Origin of the sequence: Streptomyces sp. NPDC048192, from assembly GCF_043202415.1 — a bacterium.
GTDB lineage: Bacteria > Actinomycetota > Actinomycetes > Streptomycetales > Streptomycetaceae > Streptomyces.
Window position 1 is genome coordinate 147,650 of the sequence record NZ_JBIDAL010000009.1, and the last position, 24,789, is coordinate 172,438.

The 24,789-nt window shown below is 71.4% G+C and carries 20 protein-coding genes and 2 tRNA genes; 3 read left to right on the forward strand and 19 right to left on the reverse strand.

Annotation, left to right across the window (positions count from 1 at the left end; all coding sequences use genetic code 11):
• Positions 1–13 precede the first annotated feature (13 nt).
• The 5 genes from pdxS to pgsA form a co-directional block, all read right to left on the reverse strand.
• Positions 14–919 carry a pyridoxal 5'-phosphate synthase lyase subunit PdxS gene (gene pdxS / locus ACGFZN_RS20720; RefSeq protein ID WP_393859929.1) on the reverse strand — a complete coding sequence of 302 codons (906 nt, stop codon included), beginning with the start codon at positions 917–919 and terminating at the stop codon, positions 14–16.
• Positions 920–1,044: 125 nt separating this feature from the next.
• Complete coding sequence (locus ACGFZN_RS20725; protein WP_393859930.1) at positions 1,045–1,587, reverse strand: hypothetical protein; 543 nt, start codon at positions 1,585–1,587, stop codon at positions 1,045–1,047.
• Between the two features lie 121 nt (positions 1,588–1,708).
• Positions 1,709–2,872: a glycosyltransferase family 4 protein gene (locus tag ACGFZN_RS20730; RefSeq protein WP_393859931.1), complete on the reverse strand. Its 1,164-nt coding sequence runs from the start codon at positions 2,870–2,872 to the stop codon at positions 1,709–1,711.
• Positions 2,869–3,777, reverse strand: coding sequence for a phosphatidylinositol mannoside acyltransferase (locus tag ACGFZN_RS20735; RefSeq protein WP_393859932.1), 909 nt, complete (start codon positions 3,775–3,777; stop codon positions 2,869–2,871). The genes ACGFZN_RS20730 and ACGFZN_RS20735 overlap by 4 nt, the downstream gene beginning before the upstream one ends.
• The gene (gene pgsA / locus ACGFZN_RS20740; RefSeq protein WP_393859933.1) at positions 3,774–4,490 is read right to left on the reverse strand and encodes a phosphatidylinositol phosphate synthase; all 717 of its coding nucleotides are present in this window, start codon (positions 4,488–4,490) and stop codon (positions 3,774–3,776) included. The genes ACGFZN_RS20735 and pgsA overlap by 4 nt, the downstream gene beginning before the upstream one ends.
• A gap of 253 nt (positions 4,491–4,743) precedes the next feature.
• On the opposite strand from pgsA, the gene ACGFZN_RS20745 reads away from it, so the two are divergent.
• Entirely contained in the window at positions 4,744–6,942 is a 2,199-nt protein-coding gene (locus tag ACGFZN_RS20745) for an elongation factor G-like protein EF-G2 (RefSeq protein WP_393859934.1), read from the forward strand.
• Between the two features lie 210 nt (positions 6,943–7,152).
• Positions 7,153–8,799, forward strand: coding sequence for a hypothetical protein (locus ACGFZN_RS20750; RefSeq protein WP_393859935.1), 1,647 nt, complete (start codon positions 7,153–7,155; stop codon positions 8,797–8,799).
• Between the two features lie 31 nt (positions 8,800–8,830).
• Here ACGFZN_RS20750 and ACGFZN_RS20755 read toward each other — a convergent pair whose 3' ends face one another.
• The 4 genes from ACGFZN_RS20755 to ACGFZN_RS20770 all read right to left on the reverse strand — a co-directional run bounded on the left by ACGFZN_RS20755 (position 8,831) and on the right by ACGFZN_RS20770 (position 13,370).
• Positions 8,831–9,388: an HIT domain-containing protein gene (locus ACGFZN_RS20755; protein ID WP_360157377.1), complete on the reverse strand. Its 558-nt coding sequence runs from the start codon at positions 9,386–9,388 to the stop codon at positions 8,831–8,833.
• 85 nt (positions 9,389–9,473) lie between these two features.
• Positions 9,474–11,453 carry a threonine--tRNA ligase gene (gene thrS / locus ACGFZN_RS20760; protein ID WP_393859936.1) on the reverse strand — a complete coding sequence of 660 codons (1,980 nt, stop codon included), beginning with the start codon at positions 11,451–11,453 and terminating at the stop codon, positions 9,474–9,476.
• A gap of 121 nt (positions 11,454–11,574) precedes the next feature.
• Positions 11,575–12,807, reverse strand: a complete 1,233-nt coding sequence (locus tag ACGFZN_RS20765) for a hypothetical protein (protein ID WP_393859937.1) — start codon at positions 12,805–12,807, stop codon at positions 11,575–11,577.
• Positions 12,804–13,370, reverse strand: coding sequence for a DUF4365 domain-containing protein (locus ACGFZN_RS20770; RefSeq protein ID WP_393859938.1), 567 nt, complete (start codon positions 13,368–13,370; stop codon positions 12,804–12,806). The genes ACGFZN_RS20765 and ACGFZN_RS20770 overlap by 4 nt, the downstream gene beginning before the upstream one ends.
• A 168-nt stretch (positions 13,371–13,538) precedes the next feature.
• Here ACGFZN_RS20770 and ACGFZN_RS20775 point away from each other — a divergent pair, with 168 nt between their 5' ends.
• The gene (locus ACGFZN_RS20775; protein WP_393859939.1) at positions 13,539–14,264 is read left to right on the forward strand and encodes a 3'-5' exonuclease; all 726 of its coding nucleotides are present in this window, start codon (positions 13,539–13,541) and stop codon (positions 14,262–14,264) included.
• 142 nt (positions 14,265–14,406) lie between these two features.
• Here ACGFZN_RS20775 and ACGFZN_RS20780 read toward each other — a convergent pair.
• The 10 genes from ACGFZN_RS20780 to ACGFZN_RS20825 all read right to left on the reverse strand — a co-directional run bounded on the left by ACGFZN_RS20780 (position 14,407) and on the right by ACGFZN_RS20825 (position 24,732).
• Positions 14,407–14,478 (reverse strand) — tRNA-Val (locus tag ACGFZN_RS20780).
• 39 nt (positions 14,479–14,517) lie between these two features.
• Entirely contained in the window at positions 14,518–14,964 is a 447-nt protein-coding gene (locus ACGFZN_RS20785; RefSeq protein ID WP_393859940.1) for an SRPBCC family protein, read from the reverse strand.
• 126 nt (positions 14,965–15,090) lie between these two features.
• Positions 15,091–17,829 carry a Tat pathway signal sequence domain protein gene (locus tag ACGFZN_RS20790; protein WP_393859941.1) on the reverse strand — a complete coding sequence of 913 codons (2,739 nt, stop codon included), beginning with the start codon at positions 17,827–17,829 and terminating at the stop codon, positions 15,091–15,093.
• Positions 17,830–17,913: 84 nt separating this feature from the next.
• Complete coding sequence (locus ACGFZN_RS20795) at positions 17,914–18,504, reverse strand: hypothetical protein (RefSeq protein WP_393859942.1); 591 nt, start codon at positions 18,502–18,504, stop codon at positions 17,914–17,916.
• A gap of 10 nt (positions 18,505–18,514) precedes the next feature.
• Positions 18,515–19,396 (reverse strand): carbohydrate ABC transporter permease, encoded by an 882-nt coding sequence (locus ACGFZN_RS20800; protein WP_393859943.1) that lies wholly within the window; start codon positions 19,394–19,396, stop codon positions 18,515–18,517.
• Positions 19,393–20,352, reverse strand: a complete 960-nt coding sequence (locus ACGFZN_RS20805; RefSeq protein WP_393859944.1) for a carbohydrate ABC transporter permease — start codon at positions 20,350–20,352, stop codon at positions 19,393–19,395. Before ACGFZN_RS20805 ends, ACGFZN_RS20800 begins: the two co-directional genes overlap by 4 nt.
• 11 nt (positions 20,353–20,363) lie before the next feature.
• Positions 20,364–21,650, reverse strand: coding sequence for an ABC transporter substrate-binding protein (locus tag ACGFZN_RS20810; RefSeq protein ID WP_393859945.1), 1,287 nt, complete (start codon positions 21,648–21,650; stop codon positions 20,364–20,366).
• Positions 21,651–21,936: 286 nt separating this feature from the next.
• Entirely contained in the window at positions 21,937–22,944 is a 1,008-nt protein-coding gene (locus ACGFZN_RS20815) for an alpha/beta fold hydrolase (RefSeq protein WP_393859946.1), read from the reverse strand.
• Between the two features lie 1,142 nt (positions 22,945–24,086).
• A tRNA-Val gene (locus tag ACGFZN_RS20820) sits at positions 24,087–24,158 on the reverse strand.
• A gap of 85 nt (positions 24,159–24,243) precedes the next feature.
• Positions 24,244–24,732: a TIGR02611 family protein gene (locus ACGFZN_RS20825; RefSeq protein ID WP_393859947.1), complete on the reverse strand. Its 489-nt coding sequence runs from the start codon at positions 24,730–24,732 to the stop codon at positions 24,244–24,246.
• Between the last annotated feature and the right edge of the window lie 57 nt (positions 24,733–24,789).

Below are 24,789 nucleotides of genomic sequence, written 5' to 3' on the forward strand. Positions count from 1 at the left end.
CTGAGGGTGGGAGTTACCAGCCGCGGTTCGCGTAGCGCTCGGACTCGGGGAGGATGTCGCAGTTGATGCCGACCATGGCCTCGCCGAGGTTGCGGGACGCGTCCGCGATGATCTTCGGGTCGTCGTAGAAGGTGGTGGCCTTCACGATGGCGGCGGCGCGCTTGGCCGGGTCGCCGGACTTGAAGATGCCGGAGCCGACGAACACGCCCTCGGCGCCGAGCTGGCGCATCAGGGCCGCGTCGGCCGGGGTGGCCACGCCGCCGGCGGAGAAGAGGACCACCGGGAGCTTGCCCAGCTCGGCGACCTCCTTGACCAGCTCGTACGGGGCGCGCAGCTCCTTGGCGGCGGCGTACAGCTCGTGGTTGTCCAGGCCGCGCAGGCGGGCGATGTCGCCCTTGATCTGGCGCAGGTGGCGGACGGCCTCCACGACGTTGCCGGTACCGGCCTCGCCCTTGGAGCGGATCATGGCGGCGCCCTCGGCGATGCGGCGCAGGGCCTCGCCCAGGTTGGTGGCGCCGCACACGAACGGGGTGGTGAAGGCCCACTTGTCGGAGTGGTTGACCTCGTCGGCCGGGGTGAGCACCTCGGACTCGTCGATGTAGTCGACGCCGAGGGACTGCAGGACCTGGGCCTCGACGAAGTGGCCGATGCGGGACTTGGCCATGACCGGGATCGAGACGGCGTCGATGATGCCCTCGATCATGTCCGGGTCGGACATGCGGGCCACGCCGCCGTCCTTGCGGATGTCGGCCGGGACCCGCTCCAGGGCCATGACGGCGACGGCGCCCGCGTCCTCGGCGATCTTCGCCTGCTCCGGCGTGACGACGTCCATGATCACGCCGCCCTTGAGCTGCTCGGCCATGCCGCGCTTCACGCGCGCGGTGCCGGTCTCGGGAGCCTGGTTCTCGATGGTGGACACGGGTGACCTCACTGATGGGAAGAGGGTTTGCTGCACTGACGAGGAAACGCGAGTGGACCAGGCCACAGCAAGGGCCAATGGCAAGCCGGTGGATCCTTTTCGGACCGGGCGGGTTCGCCCGGCGTTCAGGAGACCCGCTCGACCAGGGCGGCCGGCGGCTCGTCGTCCATCTCGAAGGCCAGCGGGAACGGCGCGTGCCCGGCCAGCCGGAACCAGCGCACCTTGCGGTGCTCGCGGAGCCTGCGGGCGGCTCCCACGGCGTCGTTGTGGAAGCGGCGGGCCATCGGGACCCTGCGGACCGCCTCCGCCAGCTCACGGGCCGCCTCCTCGCCTCCTGGGGCCTCGCGTACGGCCTCCACCTGGGCCGGCTCCCCGAAGACCGCGCGCAGCGCCTGGCTCAGCTCGCTCTCGGCGACCTCCCGCTGCTCCTCCTCTGCCTGCCGGGCCGCGTGCGCGGCCTCGTACAGCACGATCGAGGCGGCCGGGTCCAGCACGCCCGAGGTGGCCAGTTCCTGCGCGACGGAGGCCCGGCGCAGCAGCTGGGCGTCGAGCGCGGCCCGTGCGGCGTCCATCCGCACGTGCAGCCGGTCCAGCCGCCCGGCGGTCCAGCTCAGGTACACGCCTATCGCGACGAGCACGACGACGATCCAGATCAGGGTTGCGGTCACGGCCGAAGGCTACCGGCTGCCGCCGCCCGCCCTTCAGGGCGATCCCGCACCGATTCCGGCCCCTTCGGCGGGCGTCGCGTCCGGCCCCGGCTCCGGGTGCGGTGGCAGCGTTCCCGCGGCCTCAGTCGCGGGCCAGTCCGAACCGGGCCCGCAGCCCCGTCGTCCGGTCGTCCGCCGCGACCGCCGCCGCGCCGGCCGTGACCGTCTCGTAGACGGAGAGGATGTCGGCGCCGACCGTGGCCCAGTCGAAGCGGCGCACATGGGCGCTCCCGCGCCGGCGGAGCTCCGCGCGGCGGGCCGGGTCCTCCAGGAGCCGTACGGCGGCCTCGGCGAGCGCGTCGGCGTCCTCGTTGGCGAACACCTCGCCCGCCTCGCCCTGGTCGAGGACCTGCACGAAGGCGTCCAGGTCGGAGGCGAGCACGGGGGCGCCCGCCGACATCGCCTCGACCAGGATGATGCCGAAGCTCTCGCCGCCGGTGTTGGGGGCGACGTACAGGTCGACGCTGCGCAGCAGGCGGGCCTTGTCCTCGTCGCTGATCATGCCGAGGAACTCCACCCGCGTGCGCAGCTCGGCGGGGAGGTCCGCGACGGCCGCCTCCTCGTCACCCCGGCCCGCGACCAGCAGCCGGGTCCGCGGGCGGGCCGCCAGGATCTTCGGCAGGGCCCTCATCAGCACCGGCAGGCCCTTGCGGGGCTCGTCGATGCGGCCGATGAAGCCGATCGTGTCGCCCTGCCACTCCGGCTTCGGCTCGGCCTCGGCGAAGAAGTCCACGTCGACGCCGTTGGGGATGACCACCGCGTCCCCGCCCAGGTGCTCCACCAGCGTCCGGCGGGCGTACTCGCTGACCGCTATGCGCGCGCTGATCTTCTCCAGGGCGGCCTGCAGGATCGCGTACGCGGCGATCATCGCGCGCGAGCGCGGGTTGGAGGTGTGGAAGGTGGCCACGATCGGGCCGGAGGCCGCCCAGCAGGTCAGCAGGCCCAGCGAGGGCGAGGTCGGCTCGTGGATGTGGACCACGTCGAAGGCGCCCTCGTGCAGCCAGCGCCGTACCCGCGCGGCCGACAGGAAGCCGAAGTTCAGGCGGGCCACGGAGCCGTTGTACGGCACCGGGACCGCGCGGCCGGCCGAGACGACGTACGGCGGCAGCGGGGTGTCGTCGTCGGCCGGGGCGAGGACGGAGACGTCGTGGCCGAGCCGCAGGAAGTACTCGGCGAGGTCGCGGATGTGGAACTGGACGCCACCGGGCACGTCCCAGGAGTACGGGCAGACGATCCCGATTCTCACGCGGGTCCCTTCGCGGGGTCGAGGTCGGCGAGCCACAGCCGCTGGAGCATGTGCCAGTCCTCCGGGTGCTCGGCGATGCCGCCGGCGAAGGCGTCGGCCAGCGCCTGTGTCATGACAGACGTCTTCTCGGCGCGCGTACCTGACTCGGGTACCTCGACCGGGGGATGCACACGGCCCTGCATGACGGGTGAGCCGTCGTACCAGAGGGTGACCGGCAGCAGCAGCGCGCCGGTCTGCTGGGCGAGCAGGGCCGGTCCGGCGGGCATCCGGGTCCGCTCGCCGAAGAACTCGACCTCGACGCCGGAGGCGGACAGGTCGCGGTCGGCGACCAGGCAGACCAGGCCGCCGTCGCGCAGCCTGCGGGCCAGGGTGCCGAACGCGGAGCCGCCGCTGTGCGGCAGGACCTCCATGCCCAGGCCCTCGCGGTAGGCGACGAAGCGGTCGTACAGCGTCTCGGGCTTCAGCCGCTCGGCGACCGTCGTGAACGGCGTCTCCAGCGCGGTGGTGACCCAGGCTCCGGCGAGGTCGTAGTTGGCCATGTGCGGCAGGGCCAGGACCACGCCCTTGCCGGCGGCAAGACCGTCGGTGAGGAAGTGCAGGTCCTTGGGGTCGAAGCCGGACTTCACGCGCTCGCGGCTCCAGGCCGGCAGCCGGAAGGACTCCATCCAGTAGCGCAGGTAGGAGCGCATGCCCGCGCGGGACAGCGCGCGCAGGCGCTCGGGGCCGGCGTCGGGCAGCACGCGCGCGTAGTTGGACTCCAGGCGCTGTACGCCCTTGCCGCGCTGCCTCCAGGCGGCGTCGGCGATGGTCTGGCCGAGGCGGACCGCGACGGGTTCCGGGAGCTTTTTCACGGTGCTCCAGCCGAGCCCGTACAGCGCGTCGGTGAGCCGTTCCCCGGTGCTCACTTCGCCGCCTCGGCGCTGTGCTGCGCCGCCGCCTCCGCCTCGGCGGACTCGCGGCGGACGGTGACGACGCGCTGGACCAGGGTGACCAGGCTGCCGGCGGCGACGATCCACAGCGCGATCGGCAGCAGCCACTGGATGCCGGGCACACCGAACTTGTGCAGGCCCGCGAATCCGGCAGCGACCAGGGAGATCACCAGTCGTTCGGCGCGTTCGACGAGGCCGTTGACGGCGACCGGCAGCCCGATGGACTCGCCGCGCGCCTTGGTGTACGACACCACCTGGCCGCTGGCCAGGCAGAAGATCGAGACGGCGCACAGCACGTCGTTGTTCCCGTGACCGGCGTACCAGAGCGCGAACCCGCCGAAGATCGCGCCGTCGGCGACCCGGTCGAGAGTGGAGTCCAGGAAGGCACCCCAGCGGCTGGAGCGGCCCAGCTGGCGGGCCATGTTGCCGTCGACCAGGTCGGAGAAGACGAACAGGGTGATCACGACCGTGCCCCAGAAGAACTCGCCCCGGGGGTAGAAGACCAGCGCTCCCGCGACCACACCGGCGGTGCCGATGAGCGTGACCGTGTCGGGGCTCACGCCCCGGCGGATGAGAAACGCGGCGAACGGCGTGAGGACACGCGTGAAGAATGCACGCGCGTACTTGTTCAGCATGGCCTTCCCGACGGTCGTGTCGCCGTGGCCCCTGGTGGCCTCCGGCTGGCCCATCGTAGCCACGCGCGCGTGTGCGTGACGGGCGGGCACCCGCACCCGGTCCCGCGGACCGGCGCGCGCCGCCGTGCACGGGGCGCACGGGGCGGGCCCGGGGGCCGTCGCAATGGCCGCGGCTGTCGTTCGTATGGACGCAGCGTGACGGGAGTGGAAAGCTCGAATAACCGCGGGCGTCGCCGGAGCCGCCAGTGCACGCGGGTCCCGCGTGTCCGCGCCCACAGTGACCTCACCGTGCACGGGAGGCAGGATCATGGGCGACAAGACTCAGACACACCCCGGAGCCGCCGGCAGGGCTCTGGAGGCCGACCAGCCCGCGTCCGTACGGAACGTGGTGCTGGTCGGCCACTCCGGATCGGGCAAGACGACTCTGGTGGAGGCCCTCGCGCTGACCGCGGGGGCGGTGAACCGGGCGGGCCGCAAGGAGGACGGCGGTACCGTCTCGGACTACGACGAGATCGAGCACCGGCAGCAGCGCTCGGTGCAGCTCTCCCTGGTGCCGGTCGAATGGGACGGCATCAAGATCAACCTGCTGGACACCCCCGGATACGCCGACTTCGTCGGTGAGCTCAGGGCCGGTCTGCGCGCCGCGGACGCGGCCCTCTTCGTCGTCTCGGCCTCGGACGGCGTGGACGGCTCCACCCGGATGGTGTGGGAGGAGTGCGCGGCCGTCGGCATGCCCCGCGCGATCGTGATCACGCACCTGGAGGCGGCGCGCGCGGACTTCGAGGAGATGACCCGGGTCTGCGCCGAGGCCTTCGGCGGGGACGACCCCGACGCGGTGCTGCCGCTGTATCTGCCGCTGCGCGGCCCCGAGGGCCCCGACGGGCACGCGCCCGTGACGGGGCTGGTGGGACTGCTCACGCAGAAGCTGTTCGACTACTCGGCCGGGAAGCGCGAGGAGTCCGACCCCGGCGAGGACCAGCTGCCGGACATCGAGGAGGCCCGCAACCGGCTCATCGAGGGCATCATCGCCGAGAGCGAGGACGAGACCCTCATGGACCGCTATCTCGGCGGCGAGGAGGTCGACGTCAGGACGCTGATCCAGGACCTGGAGCGGGCCGTGGCGCGCGGCTCGTTCTTCCCCGTCCTGGCGGCCGCCCCCGCGGCCGAGGGCGCCCGGCAGGGACTCGGCACGGTGGAGCTGCTGGAGCTGATCACCGGCGGGTTCCCGACGCCGTTCGAGCACCCGCTGCCCGAGGTCACGACCGTCGACGGCAAGCCGCGCGAGCTGAAGCCGTGCGACACCGGCGGTCCGCTGGTCGCCGAGGTGGTCAAGACCTCCTCCGACCCGTACGTCGGCCGGATCTCGCTGGTCCGCGTCTTCTCCGGCACCCTGCGCCCCGACCAGACGGTGCACGTCTCCGGGCACGGGCTCGCCGACCGCGGGCACGAGGACCACGACGTCGACGAGAAGGTCGGCGCGCTGTCCATGCCGTTCGGCAAGCAGCAGCGCCCGGTGACGCACGCCGTCGCCGGCGACCTGGTGTGCGTGGCCAAGCTGGGCCGGGCCGAGACCGGGGACACGCTCTCCGCGAAGGACGACCCGCTGCTGATGGAGCCCTGGCGGATGCCCGACCCGCTGCTGCCGCTCGCCATCCAGGCGCACAGCAAGGCCGACGAGGACAAGCTCTCCCAGGGCCTGGCCCGGCTGGTGGCCGAGGACCCCACGATGCGCCTGGAGCAGAACCAGGACACCCACCAGGTGGTCCTGTGGTGCCTGGGCGAGGCCCACGCGGACGTCGCCCTGGAACGGCTGCGCAGCCGCTACGGCGTCCAGGTCGACGTGGTGCCGCACAAGGTCTCCCTGCGGGAGACGTTCGCGAACAGGGCGACCGGGCGCGGGCGCCACGTGAAGCAGTCCGGCGGGCACGGGCAGTACGCCATCTGCGAGATCGAGGTGGAGCCGCTGCCCGGCGGCTCGGGCATCGAGTTCGTGGACAAGGTGGTCGGCGGCGCGGTGCCGCGCCAGTTCATCCCGTCCGTGGAGAAGGGCGTGCGGGCGCAGGCCGCCAAGGGCGTCGCCGCCGGGTATCCGCTCGTGGACGTGCGGGTCACGCTGGTGGACGGCAAGGCGCACTCGGTGGACTCCTCCGACGCCGCCTTCCAGACGGCGGGCGCGCTGGCGCTGCGCGAGGCCGCGACGGGCGCGAGGATCCATCTGCTGGAGCCGGTGGCCGAGGTGTCCGTGCTGGTCGGCGACGACTACGTGGGCGCCGTGATGAGCGACCTGTCCGGCCGCCGCGGCCGGGTGCTCGGCACCGAGCAGGTGGGCTCCGGGCGGACCCTGATCCGGGCCGAGGTGCCCGAGTTCGAGATCGGCCGGTACGCCGTCGACCTGCGCTCGCTGTCGCACGGCACGGCGCGGTTCGACCGCGCGTACGCCCGGCACGAGCCGATGCCGCCGCAGATCGCCGAGAGGATCCGTGAACAGGCCGGAGACAACGGGTAGTCCGGCATCCGGGCCGGGTGTGCGGGCGGGCGGCTTCGGCCGTCCGCCCGCCGGTTGTCGGTGGCGGCGACTACGCTGATCACCTGATCGCGTCGTGCCGCAGCCGTCCGGTTGTGACGGGTAATCGACGCGACGGCCTGTTCAACAGGTGTGCGGAGCGAGGAAGTCGGGAAGGCCGCAGAAGCGACACCGGTGGCGATGGGGGCGGGAATGTCGTTGGGAACGGAGTGGGACGGGCCCCAGGTGCCCGTCTCGGGCGACGAGGGCCAGGCGGCGACCGCCGCGCTGGCCTCCGCGGCGTACCGGGACAGCCCGATGGAGGAGATCAAGAAGGCCGACAACGAATGGCACGAGTCGACCCTCAAGCCCGGCAGAATCGCGCTGCTGCGGCCCAATCTCGGTGAGGCCTTCTCACGCGCCGTGATCACCCGGATGCTCGCACCCGGCCGCAAGCCGCTCATCCAGTCCTTCGGCTCCGAGCCCCAGTTCGTCGTCGAGCACTGCCTCGCGGCCAACAACATCCGCCGGGAGCGCGACAACCGGCTGACCGCCGTGACGCTGCTGTGCGGGGTGCTCTTCCTGCCCGGGCTGCTGGGCTGGCTGCTCGTCTTCCAGCTGCGCACGTTCGTCGCCACCCGCGAGGACAGACGGGCGGGGGCGCTCGCCACCGTCCTCCTCCTCGGTGTCGGCCTGCTCGCCGCGCTGTTCCTGATCAAGATGCCGTTCGGCGGATTCTGGGGGTGGTACGCGCGCGCGTGCGTGGTGGCGCCCGTCCTCGGCTGGTTCTGGGCCAAGCAGATCTGCGAGCGCACGGCCAGAGACCTGCGGGCCCGCTGGGACGGCCTGCTGTCGGGCACCAGCGTCGGCGCCAAGGTGCCGGAGGCGGTGCCGCGCGGACCGAACCAGACGGCGGCCGAGGAGCTGCGCCAGTCACTGGCCCGGCTCAGCGCCGAGCAGCAGTCCAACTCGGTCTTCTACGCGGGGCCCAAGGGCATACTCGGCATGGGCACCCGCTGGGGTTCCTGGCAGCTCGCCGAGGACCTGGTGCCCGCCGACCCGTCCCGGGAGATCCACCCCTTCCGCAGCTGGGACGTCATACGCGCGATCCACGACCAGCTCGCCCTGCTGGAGCGCGGCCCGCTGAACACCGGCGGTTTCCCCAAGCCGTCCATCAAGCACTGGATCGTCACGCCGATCGGCGAGAAGGCCACGGAGGTGTCCCGCCCGCAGGGCACCGATGTGGAGGCCTTCCAGGTCAAGCCGCACGCGATACAGGAGATCTGCAACAAGCAGCAGTTCGGCAGCGGCGACCGGCACTACCTGGGCGTGCAGTGGACGCTGTGGGACGGCCAGCTGGTCATCACCATGCTGATCACGGTGACGGTGCTGCACGAGACGCTGCGCATCGAGGTGACCGGGCACGCGCTGGGGCCGGTGAACCCGCTGTTCACCTCCCGGCCGGAGCCGCCGAGCAAGGAGGTCGCCAAGTCCCTCAAGCCGTGGGAGACCCGGAAGGTGATGCTGCCGCTGGTCACCACCGACGAGGTGGTCCGGCTGGCCACGCGCGCCCCGCTGACCTGGTATCCCCCGCTGCTCAACTGGCTGGGCGGCCAGCTCGTCCTGCCCGAGCCGTTCGGCCTGCGGCACGCCTGGGCCGACCAGCCGTGGCGGCACCGCTTCATGGCCGACGACGCGCTGCGCGCGGCCACGCCGGTGCTGCGGGTGGTGCACGCGGCGGCGATGAGGGTGCTGGAGGAGAACGGCGTGGACACGGAGAAGTTCGGCACGCGCTCGGGCGTCCTGAGCGGGCTGGTGCAGGACCCGACACCGAAGAAGGCCGACCTGTACGACGCGTGAGCGGTGCCCTCGGCAGAGGGCACCGAAGCGACTACGCCGGCCAGGCCTCCGCCAGCATCTTCCTGGTGTCCGCCAGCAGCTGCGGCAGCACCTTGGTGTGGCCGACCACCGGCATGAAATTGGTGTCGCCGCCCCAGCGCGGGACGATGTGCTGGTGCAGGTGGGCGGCGATGCCGGCGCCCGCGACCGTGCCCTGGTTCATGCCGATGTTGAAGCCGTGCGCGCCGGACGCGGTGCGCAGGGCGGTCATGGCCTGCTTGGTCAGCTCGGCCAGCTCGGCGGTCTCCGGACCGGTCAGCTCCGTGTAGTCGGCGACATGGCGGTACGGGACCGTCATCAGATGGCCGCCGTTGTACGGGTAGAGGTTGAGCACCGCGTAGACGTGCTCGCCGCGCCGGACGATCAGTCCGTCCTCGTCGGACTTGGCCGGGATCGTGCAGAAGGGACAGCCGTCGTCGGCCCCGGGACCGGTCGGCTTGCCCTCGCCCTGGATGTAGGCCATCCGGTGGGGCGTCCACAGGCGCTGGAACGCGTCCTGCGTCCCCACTCCGATCTGCTGCTCCGGCTCACTCGTCATGCTGTGCAGCATATGGCGTCATCCCCGCCGACCGGGAAAGGCCCCCGGGATCCGCTGGGGTCCCGGGGGCCTGTTCGCCCTCTTCACACAGGGTGGGTCAGACCTGGACCCGGTCCTCCACGACCTTCACGATCTTGGCGATGGCCTCGTCGAAGGGGATGCCGTTCTCCTGGGAGCCGTCGCGGTAGCGGAAGGAGACCGAGCCGTTCGACATGTCCTCGTCGCCCGCGATGACCATGAAGGGCACCTTCTGCTTCTGGGCGTTGCGGATCTTCTTCTGCATGCGGTCCGAGGAGGAGTCCACCTCGACGCGCAGGCCCTTCTTGCGGGCGGCCGCGGCGAACTTCTCCAGGTACTCCACGTGCGCGTCGCCGATCGGGATGCCCAGCGCCTGCACCGGCGCCAGCCACGCCGGGAAGGCGCCCGCGTAGTGCTCCAGCAGGACCGCGAAGAACCGCTCGATGGAGCCGAACAGGGCGCGATGGATCATCACCGGGCGCTGCTTGGAGCCGTCGGGGCCGGTGTACTCCAGGTTGAACCGCTCGGGCAGGTTGAAGTCGAGCTGGATGGTCGACATCTGCCAGGTCCGGCCGATGGCGTCCTTGGCCTGGACGGAGATCTTCGGGCCGTAGAAAGCGGCGCCGCCCGGGTCCGGGACCAGCGGCAGGCCCTGCTTCTCGGCGACCTGGCGCAGGGTCTCGGTCGCCTCCTCCCAGACCTCGTCGGAGCCGACGAACTTCTCCGGGTCCTTGGTGGACAGCTCCAGGTAGAAGTCGGTCAGGCCGTAGTCGCGCAGCAGACCGAGGACGAAGGTGAGCGTCTTGTCCAGTTCCTCGGACATCTGCTCACGGGTGCAGTAGATGTGCGCGTCGTCCTGCGTGAAGCCCCGGGCGCGGGTCAGGCCGTGCACGACGCCCGACTTCTCGTACCGGTACACGGTCCCGAACTCGAAGAGGCGCAGCGGCAGTTCGCGGTAGGAGCGGCCGCGCGCGTCGAAGATCAGGTTGTGCATCGGGCAGTTCATGGGCTTGAGGTAGTAGTCCACGCCCTCGTCGAGCTGCATGGGCGGGTACATGCCCTCGGCGTACCAGTCCAGGTGCCCGGAGGTCTCGAAGAGCTTCCCCTTGGTGGCGTGCGGGGTGTAGACGAACTCGTAGCCCTCCTCCTCGTGCCGGCGGCGCGAGTAGTCCTCCATGACCCGGCGGACGATGCCGCCCTTGGGGTGGAAGACCGCGAGGCCGGAGCCGATCTGCTCCGGGATGGAGAACAGGTCCAGCTCGCTGCCGAGCTTGCGGTGGTCGCGCTTCTCGGCCTCGGCGAGGAAGTCCAGGTAGCCCTTGAGCTCGTCCTTGGACGGCCAGGCGGTGCCGTAGATGCGCTGGAGCATCGGGTTCTTCTCGCTGCCGCGCCAGTAGGCGGCCGCGTTGCGCATCAGCTTGAACGCCGGGATCAGCCGGGTCGAGGGCAGGTGGGGACCGCGGCACAGGTCCTTCCAGCACAGCTCGCCGGTCTTGGCGTCCAGGTTGTCGTAGATCGTCAGCTCGCCGGCGCCGACCTCGACGTCCGCGCCGTCGTCGGAGGAGGCGGCGGAGCCCTTGAGGCCGATCAGCTCCAGCTTGTACGGCTCGTCCGCCAGCTCCGCACGGGCGGCCTCGTCGGTGACGACGCGGCGGGAGAAGCGCTGCCCGCGCTTCTGGATCTCCTGCATCTTCTTCTCGATGGCCTTGAGATCCTCGGGCGTGAACGGCTTCTCGACGTCGAAGTCGTAGTAGAAGCCGTCCTTGACGGGCGGGCCGATGCCCAGCTTGGCCTCGGGGAACAGCTCCTGCACGGCCTGCGCCATGACGTGCGCGGTGGAGTGGCGCAGGATGTTCAGGCCGTCCTCGGACGAGATCTCGACGCCCTCGACCTCGTCGCCGTCGGCCAGCTCGTACGCCAGGTCCTTCAGCTCGCCGCCCACGCGCGCGGCGATGATCGAGCGCTCGCCCGCGAAGAGGTCGGCGGCCGTAGTGCCCGTCGTCACCACGCGTTCTTCCCGCTCGGAATCGCGTTGGATGATCACACGGACGTCTGACACCGGTCTCTCCTGCCTGAAGGTGGTTGCGGCGCCGTACCAGGAGCGCGCGCACAGGCGATCGTACCGACCCGACGGCGCCGACCGCTAAACGGTCACCCTCCGTCCCCGTCCCCCTACGGTCTCAGTCCTCGTCCCCGTACGACTCCCCGCAGGCCTCCTCGAAGAAGTCGAGGTTCTCCTGCAGGGACTTCATCAGTCGGTCCCGCTCCCCCTCGTCGACCTGCACGGGCACGACGCCGGAGGCGCCGGTGAGCCGGCGGAAACCGCCGCGCCGCTCCAGCCGGCCGTGCACCCGCACCGGGAGTCCGACGAGGTGGGCGTGGCCGGCGATGCGGTAGTCCTCCTCGTCCAGGGTGACGCGCACGTGGGGCACGTCGGCGCCCGCGAGGACGCGCAGCCGCACCGTGCCCTCGCCGCCGGGTCCGGAGCGGCGCATGCGGACCACGGCGCCGGTGATCCGGACCGGCACGGACGGTTCCTCGCGCAGGTAGCGGGCGGCGGCCTCGCGCAGGACGGGCAGGTCACCGGGTGAGAACTCGACAGGTTCACAGGTGGCCGCGCAGCCCTCGGGCACCCCGGCGCCGGGCGCCCAGGCGACGGCGATCCGGGCGCCCTCGGTGCCCCGGACGAGCACGGACAGCGCCTCGGTCAGCTCACGGCTGACACCGGCCTCGACGGCGCCGTCGAAGGCGTCCATGCCGCCGGTGGCGCGCCGGTAGTCGACGGCCTCCCGGGCGGCGTGCAGGGCCTGGTGGAGGCGGACGGCGAGCGGGCGGCCGGTGGGCACGGGCACGAAGGCGGTGAGACTCCGGCCCTCTGCGGCGGGGCCGACGAGGACGTCGTCCAGGAGCGCGGCGGCCGCGCGGCGGTGGCGGGCGCCGTGGTAGCCGGCACGCGCGCGGGTGGCGAGCGCCGCGGCGAGCAGCATCTGCCGTGCGGCGCCGCGCAGTTGCTCGTCCGCCGCCCAGGGCGCGGTGCCGACGGGTCCGCTCGGGGTGTCGCGCCACCAGCGGATCTCGTCGCTGGGGACGGCGAGCTGGATCAGCACCTCGCGGGCGGCGGGCGTCGTGCTGCGGGAGAGGGCGTCGAGGGCCTCGCCGAGCAGGTCGTCGCTGTCGGGGAAGGCCCGGCTCTCCGGCACCAGCAGGCTGGTCCCGCCGCCGCCCGGCCCGGGCGGGGTCCAGCGGCCGTAGCGTCCCGGGGCCCCGCCGCGCCGCTGCCAGCCGTGCCGGTGCAGCAGGGCGCCGAGCACGGCGGGGTCGACCCGGGCGGGGTCGGGCGGCCGCTGCCAGGCGGGGTCGTCGGGATGCGGCCGGACCTGGCGCGGCAGCTCCTCGTACGGACGGCTCCTCATGGCCTGCCTCCCGTCCCGACCCGCGTCATGATCTCGCACAGCGCCCGGTCGTCGAAGATGCGCGAGGTCGGGATCCGCACGGTGGTCCGGTGCCGTCCGGTGACGGGGTGGCCGGCCAGGTTGACCCAGTAGCAGCAGTGCCTGAGGTCGAGCCGGTCGTGGCTGGCGCGCAGCCAGTCGTCCTGCGAGCGCGGGACCAGCATGACGACCAGGATCTTGTGCACCGAGACGGGTGTGCGGGCGAGCTTGCGCAGGTGGTCGTTGTCGAGGGTGAAGGAGAAGGAGCGTCCCGGAGGGTTCGGCGCGACCTGGTAGGTGGCCTTGAGCTGCACCTTGATGGTGACCTCGTCGTCGACGGTGTGTCCGGGCGCGCTGTGGCTGACGTGCCAGTCGATGCCGTTGTCCGGGAAGGGCTGGGACAGCGAGCATCCCGCCGCGGCGGCGACCGCGTGGAGATAGCCGACCTGCAGTGTCTCCATGCAGGCGGTGGTGGCGAGCGTGCCGCGAAGGGGGCCCGTGCGATCGGGCAGCAGCCCGCCCCGCTCGGGCTGCGCTATGGCCATGACCAACAGCCTTCCAAGCCAAGTGTTTCCCCACTGAGGGCCGCTGAACTGCAAAGACCCGTACTCCTGTTGTCTCCTCCCGGCGTACGGCGCAAACAGCCCGGGTATCACCAAACGGGCAGAAGACGGGATGTCACCTGCCGTGGGTGAACGAGGAGTTGGGTCGGGATGACGATTTGGTACGAGGGGCCGCTGGCCGCCTTCGACACGGAGACGACGGGCGTGGACGTCGAGACCGACCGGATCGTGTCGGCCGCCGTCGTCGTCCAGGACGCGCCGGGCACCCGGCCCCGGATCAGCCGGTGGCTGGTGAACCCGGGCGTGCCGGTGCCCGAGGAGGCCACGGCGGTGCACGGGCTGACGGAGGACCACCTGCAGCGCAACGGCCGCTGGCCGGCGCCGGTGATGTACGAGATAGCCGAGCAGCTGGCGGAGCACGCGGCGATGGGCCGCCCGCTGGTGGTGATGAACGCGCCCTTCGATCTCACCTTGCTGGACCGGGAGTTGCGGCGGCACCGGGCGTCCTCGCTGGACCGGTGGTTCCCGTCGGTGCCGCTCAGGGTGCTGGACCCGCGGGTGCTGGACAAGCACCTGGACCGCTACCGCAAGGGCCGCCGCACCCTGACCGACCTGTGCGAGCACTACGGCGTGACGCTGCAGGGCGCGCACGACGCGGCGGCGGACGCGCTGGCCGCGCTGGACGTCGTACGGGCCCTGGGCCGCCGGTTCGCGACCCGGCTGGAGCGCCTGACCCCCGCCGAGCTGCACACACTCCAGGCCGACTGGCACGCGGCGCAGGCCCGGGGCCTCCAGGCGTGGTTCGCGCGCAGCGGCTCGGACGAGATCGTCAGCACGGACTGGCCACTCCGGCCGGAGCTGCCGGCCGCGGCGTGACCCAGGCGACTCCGGCCGACGGCGACACCGGGGACGGGGGTGTGGGCGGCGGAGCCCCCACACAGTGCGGCGAAGCCGCACACAACACGACGAGAGCGACGCGGTCCGCGCCTTTGGCGGACACACGTCGCTCTCGCGAACGTGGGCGATACTGGGTTCGAACCAGTGGCCTCTTCGGTGTGAACGAAGCGCTCTCCCACTGAGCTAATCGCCCGGGAACGCACTGAACAATACAGGTCCGGGCGCCGATCCTTCAAACCGCTTGCAGGTGCCGCAGCAGCCCGCTGCGCCCGGACCGCATCATCAGGCGGTGGTTGAGGCGGAAGACCGGGCGTCCGGGCACGGCCAGCCGCCTGAGCAGGGGCTTGGTCACGTCGACGACCTGGTCGTACCGGACGAGGGTCCCCGGCCCCTCGGCGGTGACGGTCCAGCGCGCCCAGCCCTCGATGTCACCGGACAGGGCGACCTCCAGCACACCGGCGTCGGGGTCGCGGCGGATCCGCCGTGCGGTGAAGGTCATGGCGTACGGCAGCACGGACCGGATGGTGATCACGCCGGTGTCGGCGTCCAGCCTGGTCACCGACCGCACCTGCGGCCACCAGCCGGGATAGTCCTCCGGCCGCTCCAGCACCGCGTACACGGCGGCCGGGGACGCGGGCAGGGGCCACAGGCTGCGGAAGCGGTAGTGGTTCCAGTCCATGCCGGGAGTGTGCCCGGCCGGGCGGGTGAATCTGAGTAGGGATACTCATGCGCCGTACCGTGACGCGGGCCACACTCTTCGGGGAGCGCCGCCGCCCGTGCGCCGGCGCTCCCCCCAGGTCAGCCGTTACGACGGCATCCTGTCGCCGAGCAGCGCCAGGTTCTCGATCGCCGCGAGGCCGTACAGCGCGGTGTCGTTGCTGGACACCCAGCTCGCCTCGCTGCCCTCGACCAGGGTGACGGGCCCGGTCAGCTTCTCCGTCTTCCACGGCGCCGACTCGGTGTAGCCGTCCGAGGTGTAGAACTTGCTCCAGGCGCGCTTCGCGAGGCTCGCGTCGCCGGTCTGCGCGGCGGCGTAGGCGTCCAGGCGCGAGTGGCCCTGGAAGAGCAGCAGGGTGCCGAAGTCGGAGCCGTAACGTGCCTTCTGCTCGGCCTTGGTGGCGTTGAAGTAGCGGCAGTAGTCGAGGTAGGCCTCCTTGAACTTCGGCATGTCGACCAGGTGGATCAGTTCGGCGCACAGCTCGTTGAGTCCGAAGACCGCCGAGAGGTGGGACACGGAGACCACCGGCTGGTCGGCGACGGCGAACTTTCCGGTGTCGAGGTCGTACAGCCCGCTGCCCTGGACGAACCCGTTGGGCTGGGCGGCGATGCCCTCCATCGTGGACAGCACGCGGGCCTTGGCCTTCTCCCACTTGGGACCCTTGCGTTCCCACTCGGTCAGCCAGGCCGACACCAGACCGCTCCAGTCGGTGCCGAAGCCGATGGACAGGGCGTGCCGGTCGGGGGTGTAGGGGTCGGTGCGGACCTTGCGCTGGGGGTCGAGGACGAGGAAGGTCTCGTCGGAGTCGACGTTGGCGTGCATGAGGTCGCCGACGCGTTCGTCGGCGGTGAGGAAGTAGTAGAAGCGCCGGTAGGTGGTGTTGGCGATGCGCTGCTGCTTGGCGCTGTCGCCGAAGTGCTGCACACCGTGCCGGGTGCCGAGGCCGGCCCACTTGCCGAGGTGGTAGACGTCGACCTCGCCGGTGTGCCGGGTGAGCGCCTCGGCGAAGCGGAACAGGTCGGAGCGGCCGCTTCTCAGGTACGCGTACCAGAGCCAGAGGTCCGGTGAGAGCTCGGAGTTGTCCCAGGCGTAGCCGCCGACGTCGTAGCGCCACTGGTGGCGCACGGTGTCGTAGGTGTGCATGAAGTCGCCGTAGTCCCAGAAGCCGTACCAACGGCGTTGTTCCACCTGCTCCCTGTAGTAGGAGAAGAGGAAGTCCAGGTGGTCCTCGATCTTCGCCTTGGCCGGGGTGGAGCGGTCCGGCTCGGAGAACAGGCCGGGGCCGAAGACCTGGGCCTTGATGAGTTGCTTGGGCGGGGCGGCGAGCTGCGGCAGCACGCGCACCGCCTGGACCTGTGAGGCGAGGGTGCCGGCGTCGGGGGTGGAGGCGTTGGCCCAGAAGAGGAGTTCGGAGGTGCGGGCGATGCCGTAGGGGGTGCCGAACCCGGGCTCGTAGTCCTCGTAGGTGATGTTGAGGCCTTCGAGCTGCTCGGCGTAGGTGTCCTGGCCCATGCCGTCGTGGTAGAAGCGCAGGTCCATCGGCTGCGCCTCGGGCGACCAGAGCCAGAGGGTGGCGGTGGCCGCGTCGGTGTGGGCGTCGCGGATGTCGAGCTGGGCGGGGAACTTCTCCCAGAAGTCCCGCAGGCCGAAGGAGAGTCCGCCGCTCGCGCCGCCGACGTACCCGAAGCCGGAGGCCCGCCTGCCGCCGCCGGCGGCGATCCAGCCGTAGCCCTTCCTGGTCCGCTTGCGCACGGTGAAGCCGTCGGCGGAGAGCTGGGAGAGGGTGTAGTCGCCCCAGTGCGGGATGTACTGCAGGCGGGTGGTGACCCGCTGGTCCCAGGTGGCGGGGTCGGGCAGCTTCCTGCCCTCGTACTGGGCGCTCTGCACGGCGGCGCCCGGGTCGCGGCGCAGCCCGGTGATGCCCTGGACGGCCTCGCGCAGCAGGCCGGTGCCCTCGCCGCCGAGGCGGATGTGCCGGTCGTACGCCGCGTCCCGCATCGGTACGGTGAAGCGGACGCCGAGCCCGCGGACGAAGTCGCCGCTGCTCTCGCCGGGCTCCTGCTTCCCGTCGTAGGTGATGGTGTGCACCATGCGGAAGGAGTCGGCGCCGGCGTAGAAGTACAGGCGGAGGGAGAACGGCAGCCGGCTCCGGTCGCCCTTGCGGTGCTTGCCGTCGATGCGGACGACCGCGCGGACCGGGCCGTCCTGTTCGACGGTCACCGCGTCGACGGCGCCGTCGAACCGTTCGGTCTTCACCGTGCCCTGGTCCTCGTCCTCGATCTCGGGCTGCCGGAGGAGGACGAGCCTTCCGTCCTTGGCGATCTCGGTGGAGCCGCGGGTGACGGACTTGATCAGGGTGGCGCCGTTCTTGCCGATCTTGGCGGTGATGACCCCGGTGGAGACGTCGATGGTGCCGCCACCGGAGTCGACGGTGACCTTTCGGGCGGGCTCGGCGGGTGCGCCGGGGGTCAGGGTCAGCTTGCCGCTGCCCGAACCGACCGCGTGCGCCGTCCACTTCAGGGAGCCGTCGGGCCAGTAGGCGAGCGGCCAGGTCTGCACGGGGACGGCCTTGCCGCCTTCGTCGGTCAGCGCGAAGGCCTGGCCGTCCTGGTGGGCGCCCATGGGCCAGGGCACGCCGACCGTGGAGCCGGGCGCGGCGCCGAGGCCGCCGTCCTCCAGCCAGTCCAGGGTCACGGGGTCGGCGCCGCCGTCCGCCGCGGCGGGCGCCGCCTGCGCGTTCTGGGCGCCGAGCGCCCAGCTGAACTGGGCGGCGGCACCGGCCGCGGCGGCCGCCTTGAGGAGGGATCTGCGCGGGATGGGAGACATGGCCGTCCTTCCAGAGATGGTCAGGGGCATGACAGAGAGAGGCGCGGCGCTCGGGGCGCCGGCCCGGATATGGGCACCGCCGGCTCAGCGGCGCCGGTACCGCTCCTCCACGGCGACGGCCGCCGCCGCGACGGCCCCGAGCACGGGGACCGCCAGCGGGGCGATGAGCAGGGCGGAGCAGACGACGAGGACGGCCCCGCCGACCAGCAGGAAGGAGCCCGCGGGGTCGCGCACGGTACGGCGCCCGGCCGCGGCGAGCAGCGACCGCCACCGCTCCCCCGGCGCCCACAGGGCCGCCGCGCGCAGTCCGGCCACGGCGACCCCGATCAGCGCGAACAGCCCGACGGCCCCCATCAGCGGCCCGCCGGGCAGTCCGGCGCGTACGGCCCGCACATCCACCCAGGCCAGCGCCGCCACCACCCAGCCGGCCAGGCCCACCGCCCAGCCCCCGCGCAGCGCGGCCCGGAAGTCGGCGGCGAACTCCCGCAGACCGCCCGCCCGGTGGCCGGCATGGCGGCGCAGATGCCGGGCGCCGGCGGCGAAGGCGGCCGGACAGGTGACCACTCCGAGCGAGGCCACCGCGATCCAGACGCCGGTCAGCAGGGACTCGGCGAAGAGGGCGAACCTCTCGGCGAACACGGACTCCTTGCGTGGTTTCACGCGTGCTTCGGCCATGCCGGTCGCCTCAGCCCTTCAGTCCGGAGGTCGCCATGCCGTCGATGAGGTAGCGCTGGAAGGCGAGGAAGAACAGCAGCACCGGCAGCAGCGCGACCAGGGACATCGCGATCATGCCGCCGTAGTTGGCGGCCACGCCGTCGGAGTCGCGGAACATCATCAGGCCCAGGGAGACCGTGTACTTGCCGGGCTCGTTGAGATAGATCAGCGGGCCCATGAAGTCGTTCCAGGCGTTGATGAAGGTGAAGATCGCGCTGGTGATGAGCGCGGGCCGGGACAGCGGCAGCACGATCGACCAGAAGATGCGCAGGTGGCCGCAGCCGTCGAGCCGCGCCGCCTCGTCCATCTCGCGCGGCAGGGCCCGCATGAACTGCACCATGAGGAAGACGAAGAACGCGTCCGTGGCGAGGTACTTGCCGATCAGCAGCGGGGTGTAGGTGTTGACCCAGCCCAGCTTCTGGAACATCACGTACTGCGGGATCAGCAGCACGTGGTACGGCAGCAGCAGGGTGCCGATCATCAGGGAGAACAGCAGGTTGCGGCCGGCGAACCGGATGCGGGCGAACGCGTACGCGGTCAGCGAGCAGGAGACCAGGACGCCGACGACGGCGCCGAGGGCGTAGAAGAGGGAGTTCTCGAAGAAGGTCCAGATCCGGACGTCCGCGATGCCGTCGGCGAGGCCCTTGAAGTTGGCCAGGACCGGGTGCGACGGGACCAGCGTGAGGCTGTTGATGATGTCCTTGCTGGGCTTGAACGACGCGCCGATCACCCAGACGACCGGGTAGAGGATGACGGCCAGGAGCACCAGGGCGCCGAGGTGCCAGGCCAGGGAGCCGGTGCGCCTGCCTCCCGGGCCGCGGCCGAGGGTCCTGGCGGGTGTGGTCGTACTCATCGGGCGTCCTCCTCGTAGTGCACCCACTTCTTCTGGGACCAGAAGAGGACGGCCGTCACCAGGGCCACGGCGAGCAGCAGCATCCAGGCCATGGCGGAGGCGAAGCCCATCTGGGCGTTCCTGAAGCCCTGCTGGTACAGGTAGCAGGTGTAGACGAGCGTGGCGTCGGCCGGGCCACAGGAGGTGTTGGAGACGACATAGGCCGAGCCGAAGATCTGGAAGGAGTGGATGGTCTCCAGGAGCACGTTGAAGAACAGCACCGGGGAGATCATCGGCAGGGTGATGTTCCAGAACTTGCGGAACGTTCCTGCGCCGTCCATCTCGGCCGCCTCGTACAGCTCCCTCGGCACCTGCTTCAGGCCCGCCAGGAAGATGACCATCGGCGCGCCGAACTGCCACACCGTCAGCGCGACCAGGCAGTACAGCACCCAGTCGGCGTTGCCGACCCAGCCGCCGACGTGCCAGCCGAAGAACGTCTGGGTACGGTCCACGATCGCGCCGTCGGAGAACAGGGACCGCCAGACGAAGCCGACCGAGACGCTCGCGCCGATGAGCGAGGGGGCGTAGAAGGCCGCCCGGTAGAAGGCCTGGCCGCGGCGGCTCTGCGCGAGCAGGAGGGCCACCCCGAGGGCGAGCAGCAGCTTCAGCGGGGTGCCGATGACCACGTACTTGGCGGTCACCTCCACCGACTTCTGCCAGCGGGGGTCGTGGAACATCTTCGTGAAGTTGTCCAGACCGACCCACTTCGGGGTGTTGAAGAGGTTGTAGTCGGTGAACGCGAAGTACAGCGAGGCCACCATCGGGCCCGCGGTCAGCAGCAGGAAGCCGGCGATCCACGGGGACATGAAGAGGTAACCGGCGAGGTTCTCCCGCCGGCGGCCCCGCCGCCCCGGGGCGGCGGTGGCGGCCGGGCGCGTCCCGCGGGTCGCGGGCACGGAGTCCTTGACGAGCGTCACGGCGGTTCCCATCAGGCCTGGAAGGCGGCCTCGGACTCGGTGAAGAACTGCTTCACCGCGTCCGCGACCTTGGTCTTGCCCTGGCCGAGGTCGCCGCCGATGCGCAGGAAGGCGGCCTCGACGGTGTCGGCGCCGGAGGGGTGCGGGGTGATCGTGCCGAGGACGCCCGCCTCGGCGGTGTCGGCCTCGTACTGCGCGATCTCCTTGTTGACCGCGTCCGTCGGCTTGTACGCCGCGTACTGCTCCGTGCTCGCGAGGATGCCCCGGTCGTAGCCCATGATCCTGCCGACCTCGGGGTCGTGCACCATGAAGTCGATGAACTGGGCGACCTCCTTCGGGTGTGCGGTGCGGGCGGAGGCGCTGAGCATCAGGGAGGCGAGGTACTGCCCGGTGTGCTTGCCGTCCGTGGTGGGGATCGGCGCGAGGCCGTAGGTGCTGTCGCCCTCGCTCTCGTAGCGGACGGTGAAGTTGTCCCAGGTGAACTCGGAGGCGCCGTGGCCGGCGGACAGGGAGGACTTGGGCAGGTCCTGCTGGACGACCTTCGGGTCGGTGACGATGCCCGCCTTGACGCGGTTGTAGCCGTCGGTCCACCACTCCGTCAGATCGGCCTTGTCGAAGCCGAGCCCGTCCTTGGTGAAGAACGCCTTGCCGTTCTGCCGGAGGTAGAGGTCGTACAGGTACATGATGGTGAAGTAGCCGGTGTCCCCGGGGACCTTCGTCCGGTCGTGGACGGTCTTCAGGGCCTTGAAGTGGTCGTCCCAGGTCCAGCCAGGGTGCGGCTCGACGCCGGCCTTCTGGAACACCTTCTTGTCGATGACGAGCGCCATGGTGTTGGAGCCGACCGGAATTCCGAGCTGCTTTCCGTCGACCTCGCCGACCTTCGTCACTCCGGACCGGAAGTGATCCAGAGTCAGATTACCTGCCTGCACCTGAGTTTTGAGGTCGAGGAGAATTCCGCGCTTGTCGTACTTCCGGAGAAAAGTGACGGCGTTTTGGAAAACGTCCGGGGGATTTCCGCCGGCGGCCTGCGTCTGGAACTTCTCCCAGAAGGACGCGTACGTCTGGAAGTCGGTCTTGACCTTGATCTTCGGATACTTCTTCTCGAAGAGCGCGATGGTCTGGTTGATCTTCTTGGCCCGCTCCTCGGCACCCCACCAGGAGTAACGGATCGTCACCGTCCCGTCCCCGGAACCGCTTCCGCCACCGCACCCGGTCGTCGCGGCGAGCCCGAGCACGGCCGCCGAGGCCCCGGCCGCCTTCAGGATCGTACGCCGCTCAAGATTTCTGCTGGTTCCCATAGGTCGGGCCCTCCCCGCAGGTCGCTCCGCCGCCTCATGAATCGTTTCAAGTAAGCGCTTGCTGGCACAAGTTACGGAGGGGTGTGGGGTGCGTCAATGCGTCGGACAGGATTTTCTTCCGACGGGTCGGGGCGGTGGTGGGGGGGGTGCGGGGCGTTGGCGCAGGTGAGGGGGTGGGAGCGGTGAGTTCGGGTGGGTGCGGGTGTGCGGGTGCCGATTCGGGCAGGGGCGCTTGGGGTCAGGCGGGCGGAGGCACCCAGGTCGACGGGAAAGGAGCACCCGGGATTCAGGCGGGCAGACCCCTCAGCCAGTCGAGCAGGAGACGGTTGGTCTCCTCCGGGCGCTCCTGCTGGACGAAGTGACCGCAGCCGTCGAGGAGGTGCGAGCCGCGCAGGCCGGGCAGGGTATCGGGGTACGCCGCGACCGCGTCGGCCAGCCAGGCGAGCGAGGGGTCGAGGGCTCCGGCGACGAACAGCGAGGGCTGCCGGATCGGCGCGCCCGCGTGCCCTGCCAGGTCAGCCCAGTCACGGTCCATGTTCCGGTACCGGTTCAGCGCCCCGGTCATCCCCGTCCGCTCGAACTCCCCTGCGAGGAAGTCCAGGACCTCCTCGCCCAGCCAGGCGGGCGGCGGACCGGCGGGGAAACGCTCCCGCAGGGTGCCGCCACGGCCGGTGAAGTACGGGTTCGGGGCGCCCGGCCCGGGCATGGTGCCGGCGGACAGGGCCGCGTAGAAGCCGGCGAGCCAGCCGCGCACATCCGGCTCGATCTCCGCCTCGGCCCGGCCCGGCTGCTGGAAGTACGCCACGTAGAACTCCTCCTCCCCGCCCATCCCCGCGAAGACCTCGCTGGGCCGGGGACCGCCGGGAGGGCTGTACGGCACACCCAGCAGAGCCACGGCCCGGAAGGCGTCCGGCCTGGTCAGAGCGGACGTGGCGGCGATCGTGGCACCCCAGTCGTGCCCCACCACCACCGCGGAGTCCTCCCCCAGCGCCTCCACCACGGCGACGTTGTCGGCGACCAGGTCGAGCATCCGGTACGCCTCCACGGCCGCCGGTTTCGACGAACGGCCGTAGCCCCGGACGTCGACGGCCACGGCCCGGTAACCGGCGGCAGCCAGGGCCGGCAGCTGGTGCCGCCAGGAGTACCAGGACTCGGGGAAACCGTGCACCAGCAGCACGAGGGGCCCGCGGCCCTGCTCCACGAGGTGCACACGGCCTGCCGGGGCGGGCACCAGGCGGTGGACGAGCTCTGGGTTCTCGTGTGGCGTGGCGTCTGCTGCGGGTGTCTCGGGCACGGGGTCTCCTGCAGAGGGCTCTGAGTCTGGGCGCTCAAGGGCACGGACTACCGAGGCGGATGGGTGTGCGGAAGGGCTGACGGGCTGGTGGGAGGGGGCGGCGGATGGCCGGTGATGCGGGGTTGCCGGTGTACCGGCTTGCCAGGTTCCGGCGTGCGGGACATCGCCCGCAGGCGGGTGGCGGCCGGGCGGGCATGGAGCCTGCGTACGGCGGTGGGGCGTCGCTCCTGTCGGTATGTCGGCTTGCCGATCTGTCGCCCTGTCGCCTCTGCCGGACGACTCGTGGGCCGGAGTGCTCTCGCTGATGCACTGATCAGGTGGCGTGGAGGGGCGGGGCAGGGGTGGCTCGCGGCTGCCCGGCCGGAGTGATCGGCGGAGGGCGTCGGCCCGTGGTGGCCCATGTCGACGATGGTGCGGTGGGCGGCCCGGTGGGCACGAGGAATGTTGCCGGTTCGGCAAAAGGGAGGGTCCGCGCCGGGGCCTCGGCGGACGGAGGCCGCAGGCGCCGGCATTCTGCGGCCCGCGCCCACACGGGTGACCTGGCGATCCGGCGCGACGGGACTCCATCGAGCCGCGAGAGCCCGCAGCAGCCGATCGATGGCAGACCTCGAGCGAGCCGCGACAACCGCCGCAGCCGACCGGCGGCAGGCCTCCAGCGAGCCGCGACAACCGTTGCAGCCGACGGGCGGCAGGCCTCCGCCGAGCCGCACACGGACGGCAGAGGCGGGTCGACACCCAGGCCTCCAGCGAGCCACAAGGACATGCAGCAGCGGACCGGCAGACAGGGTTCGCGAGCCGCAAAGGGGCCGCAGAGCCGAGCCGACGCGGCAGGCGCCCACCAAGCCGCACGCGCCCCCGACGGGCGACCGGCACGAGAGGCCTCGACGGACCTGCACAGGCCCTGCCAGGGCGGGCCAAGTCTCTGCGGGACGCCGCCGAGCAGCACAGCCACGACGGGCGACCGGCACGACAGGCCTCCACGGACCCGCACACGCCCTGCCAGGGCCCGAGGCTCTGCGGGACGCCGCCGAGCCGCACAAGCCCGCGGCGGGCGACCGGCACGGCAGCGCCGGCCCCGAGTCCCACGGCCCGCATACGCCGACGGCCCACCCGCTCTGTCGCAGGTGGGCCGTCGGTTCGGGTGGGCGATACTGGGTTCGAACCAGTGACCTCTTCGGTGTGAACGAAGCGCTCTCCCACTGAGCTAATCGCCCGGGCTCAGGAAGAACATTACCCCATGTCAGCGGGTGCCTCCGACCAGGGGCCGGAGCGGTGGGCGGCCGGGCGGAGCAGCCGGGGTCACTGGTGCTTGATCTTCCACGGCATGACGAAGCCGAACTTCCACGTGTAGACCGCGACCAGCACGGCCACGATCACCAGCCCGATCACGGTCACGGCGATGTTGCGGCGGCGCACCCTGGGGTCGAGGGCGCGCTGGGCGGCCTCGGTGACCTTGCGCTTGGTCCAGCGGAGCACGAGCTGCGCCCAGACGAACTCGGTCGCCCAGATCGCCATGCCGCCGAAGATCACCACCCAGCCGGGTCCCGGCAACGGCAGCATGACGATCCCGGCGGCGACGACGGCCAGGCCGACCAGGAACACGCAGACCTGCCAGCCGAGGTGCAGCAGCGGGCGGGCCCTGATGAATTCCGGCGCCCGGGAGCCGAGCCCGCGGCGGGTGGCGGGCTCGGGTGCGGCGCCCTCGCGGGCTTCTCCGCGAGGGCCGTCGGGGTGCTCGCCACCGGCCGCCACGGCGGCCTCGTTCCGCCCGTCACTCCGCGTATTCATACATACAAACCCTACCGGAGTGAATCGGTCACCGGAATGGTCGTAGATCTCGTACGA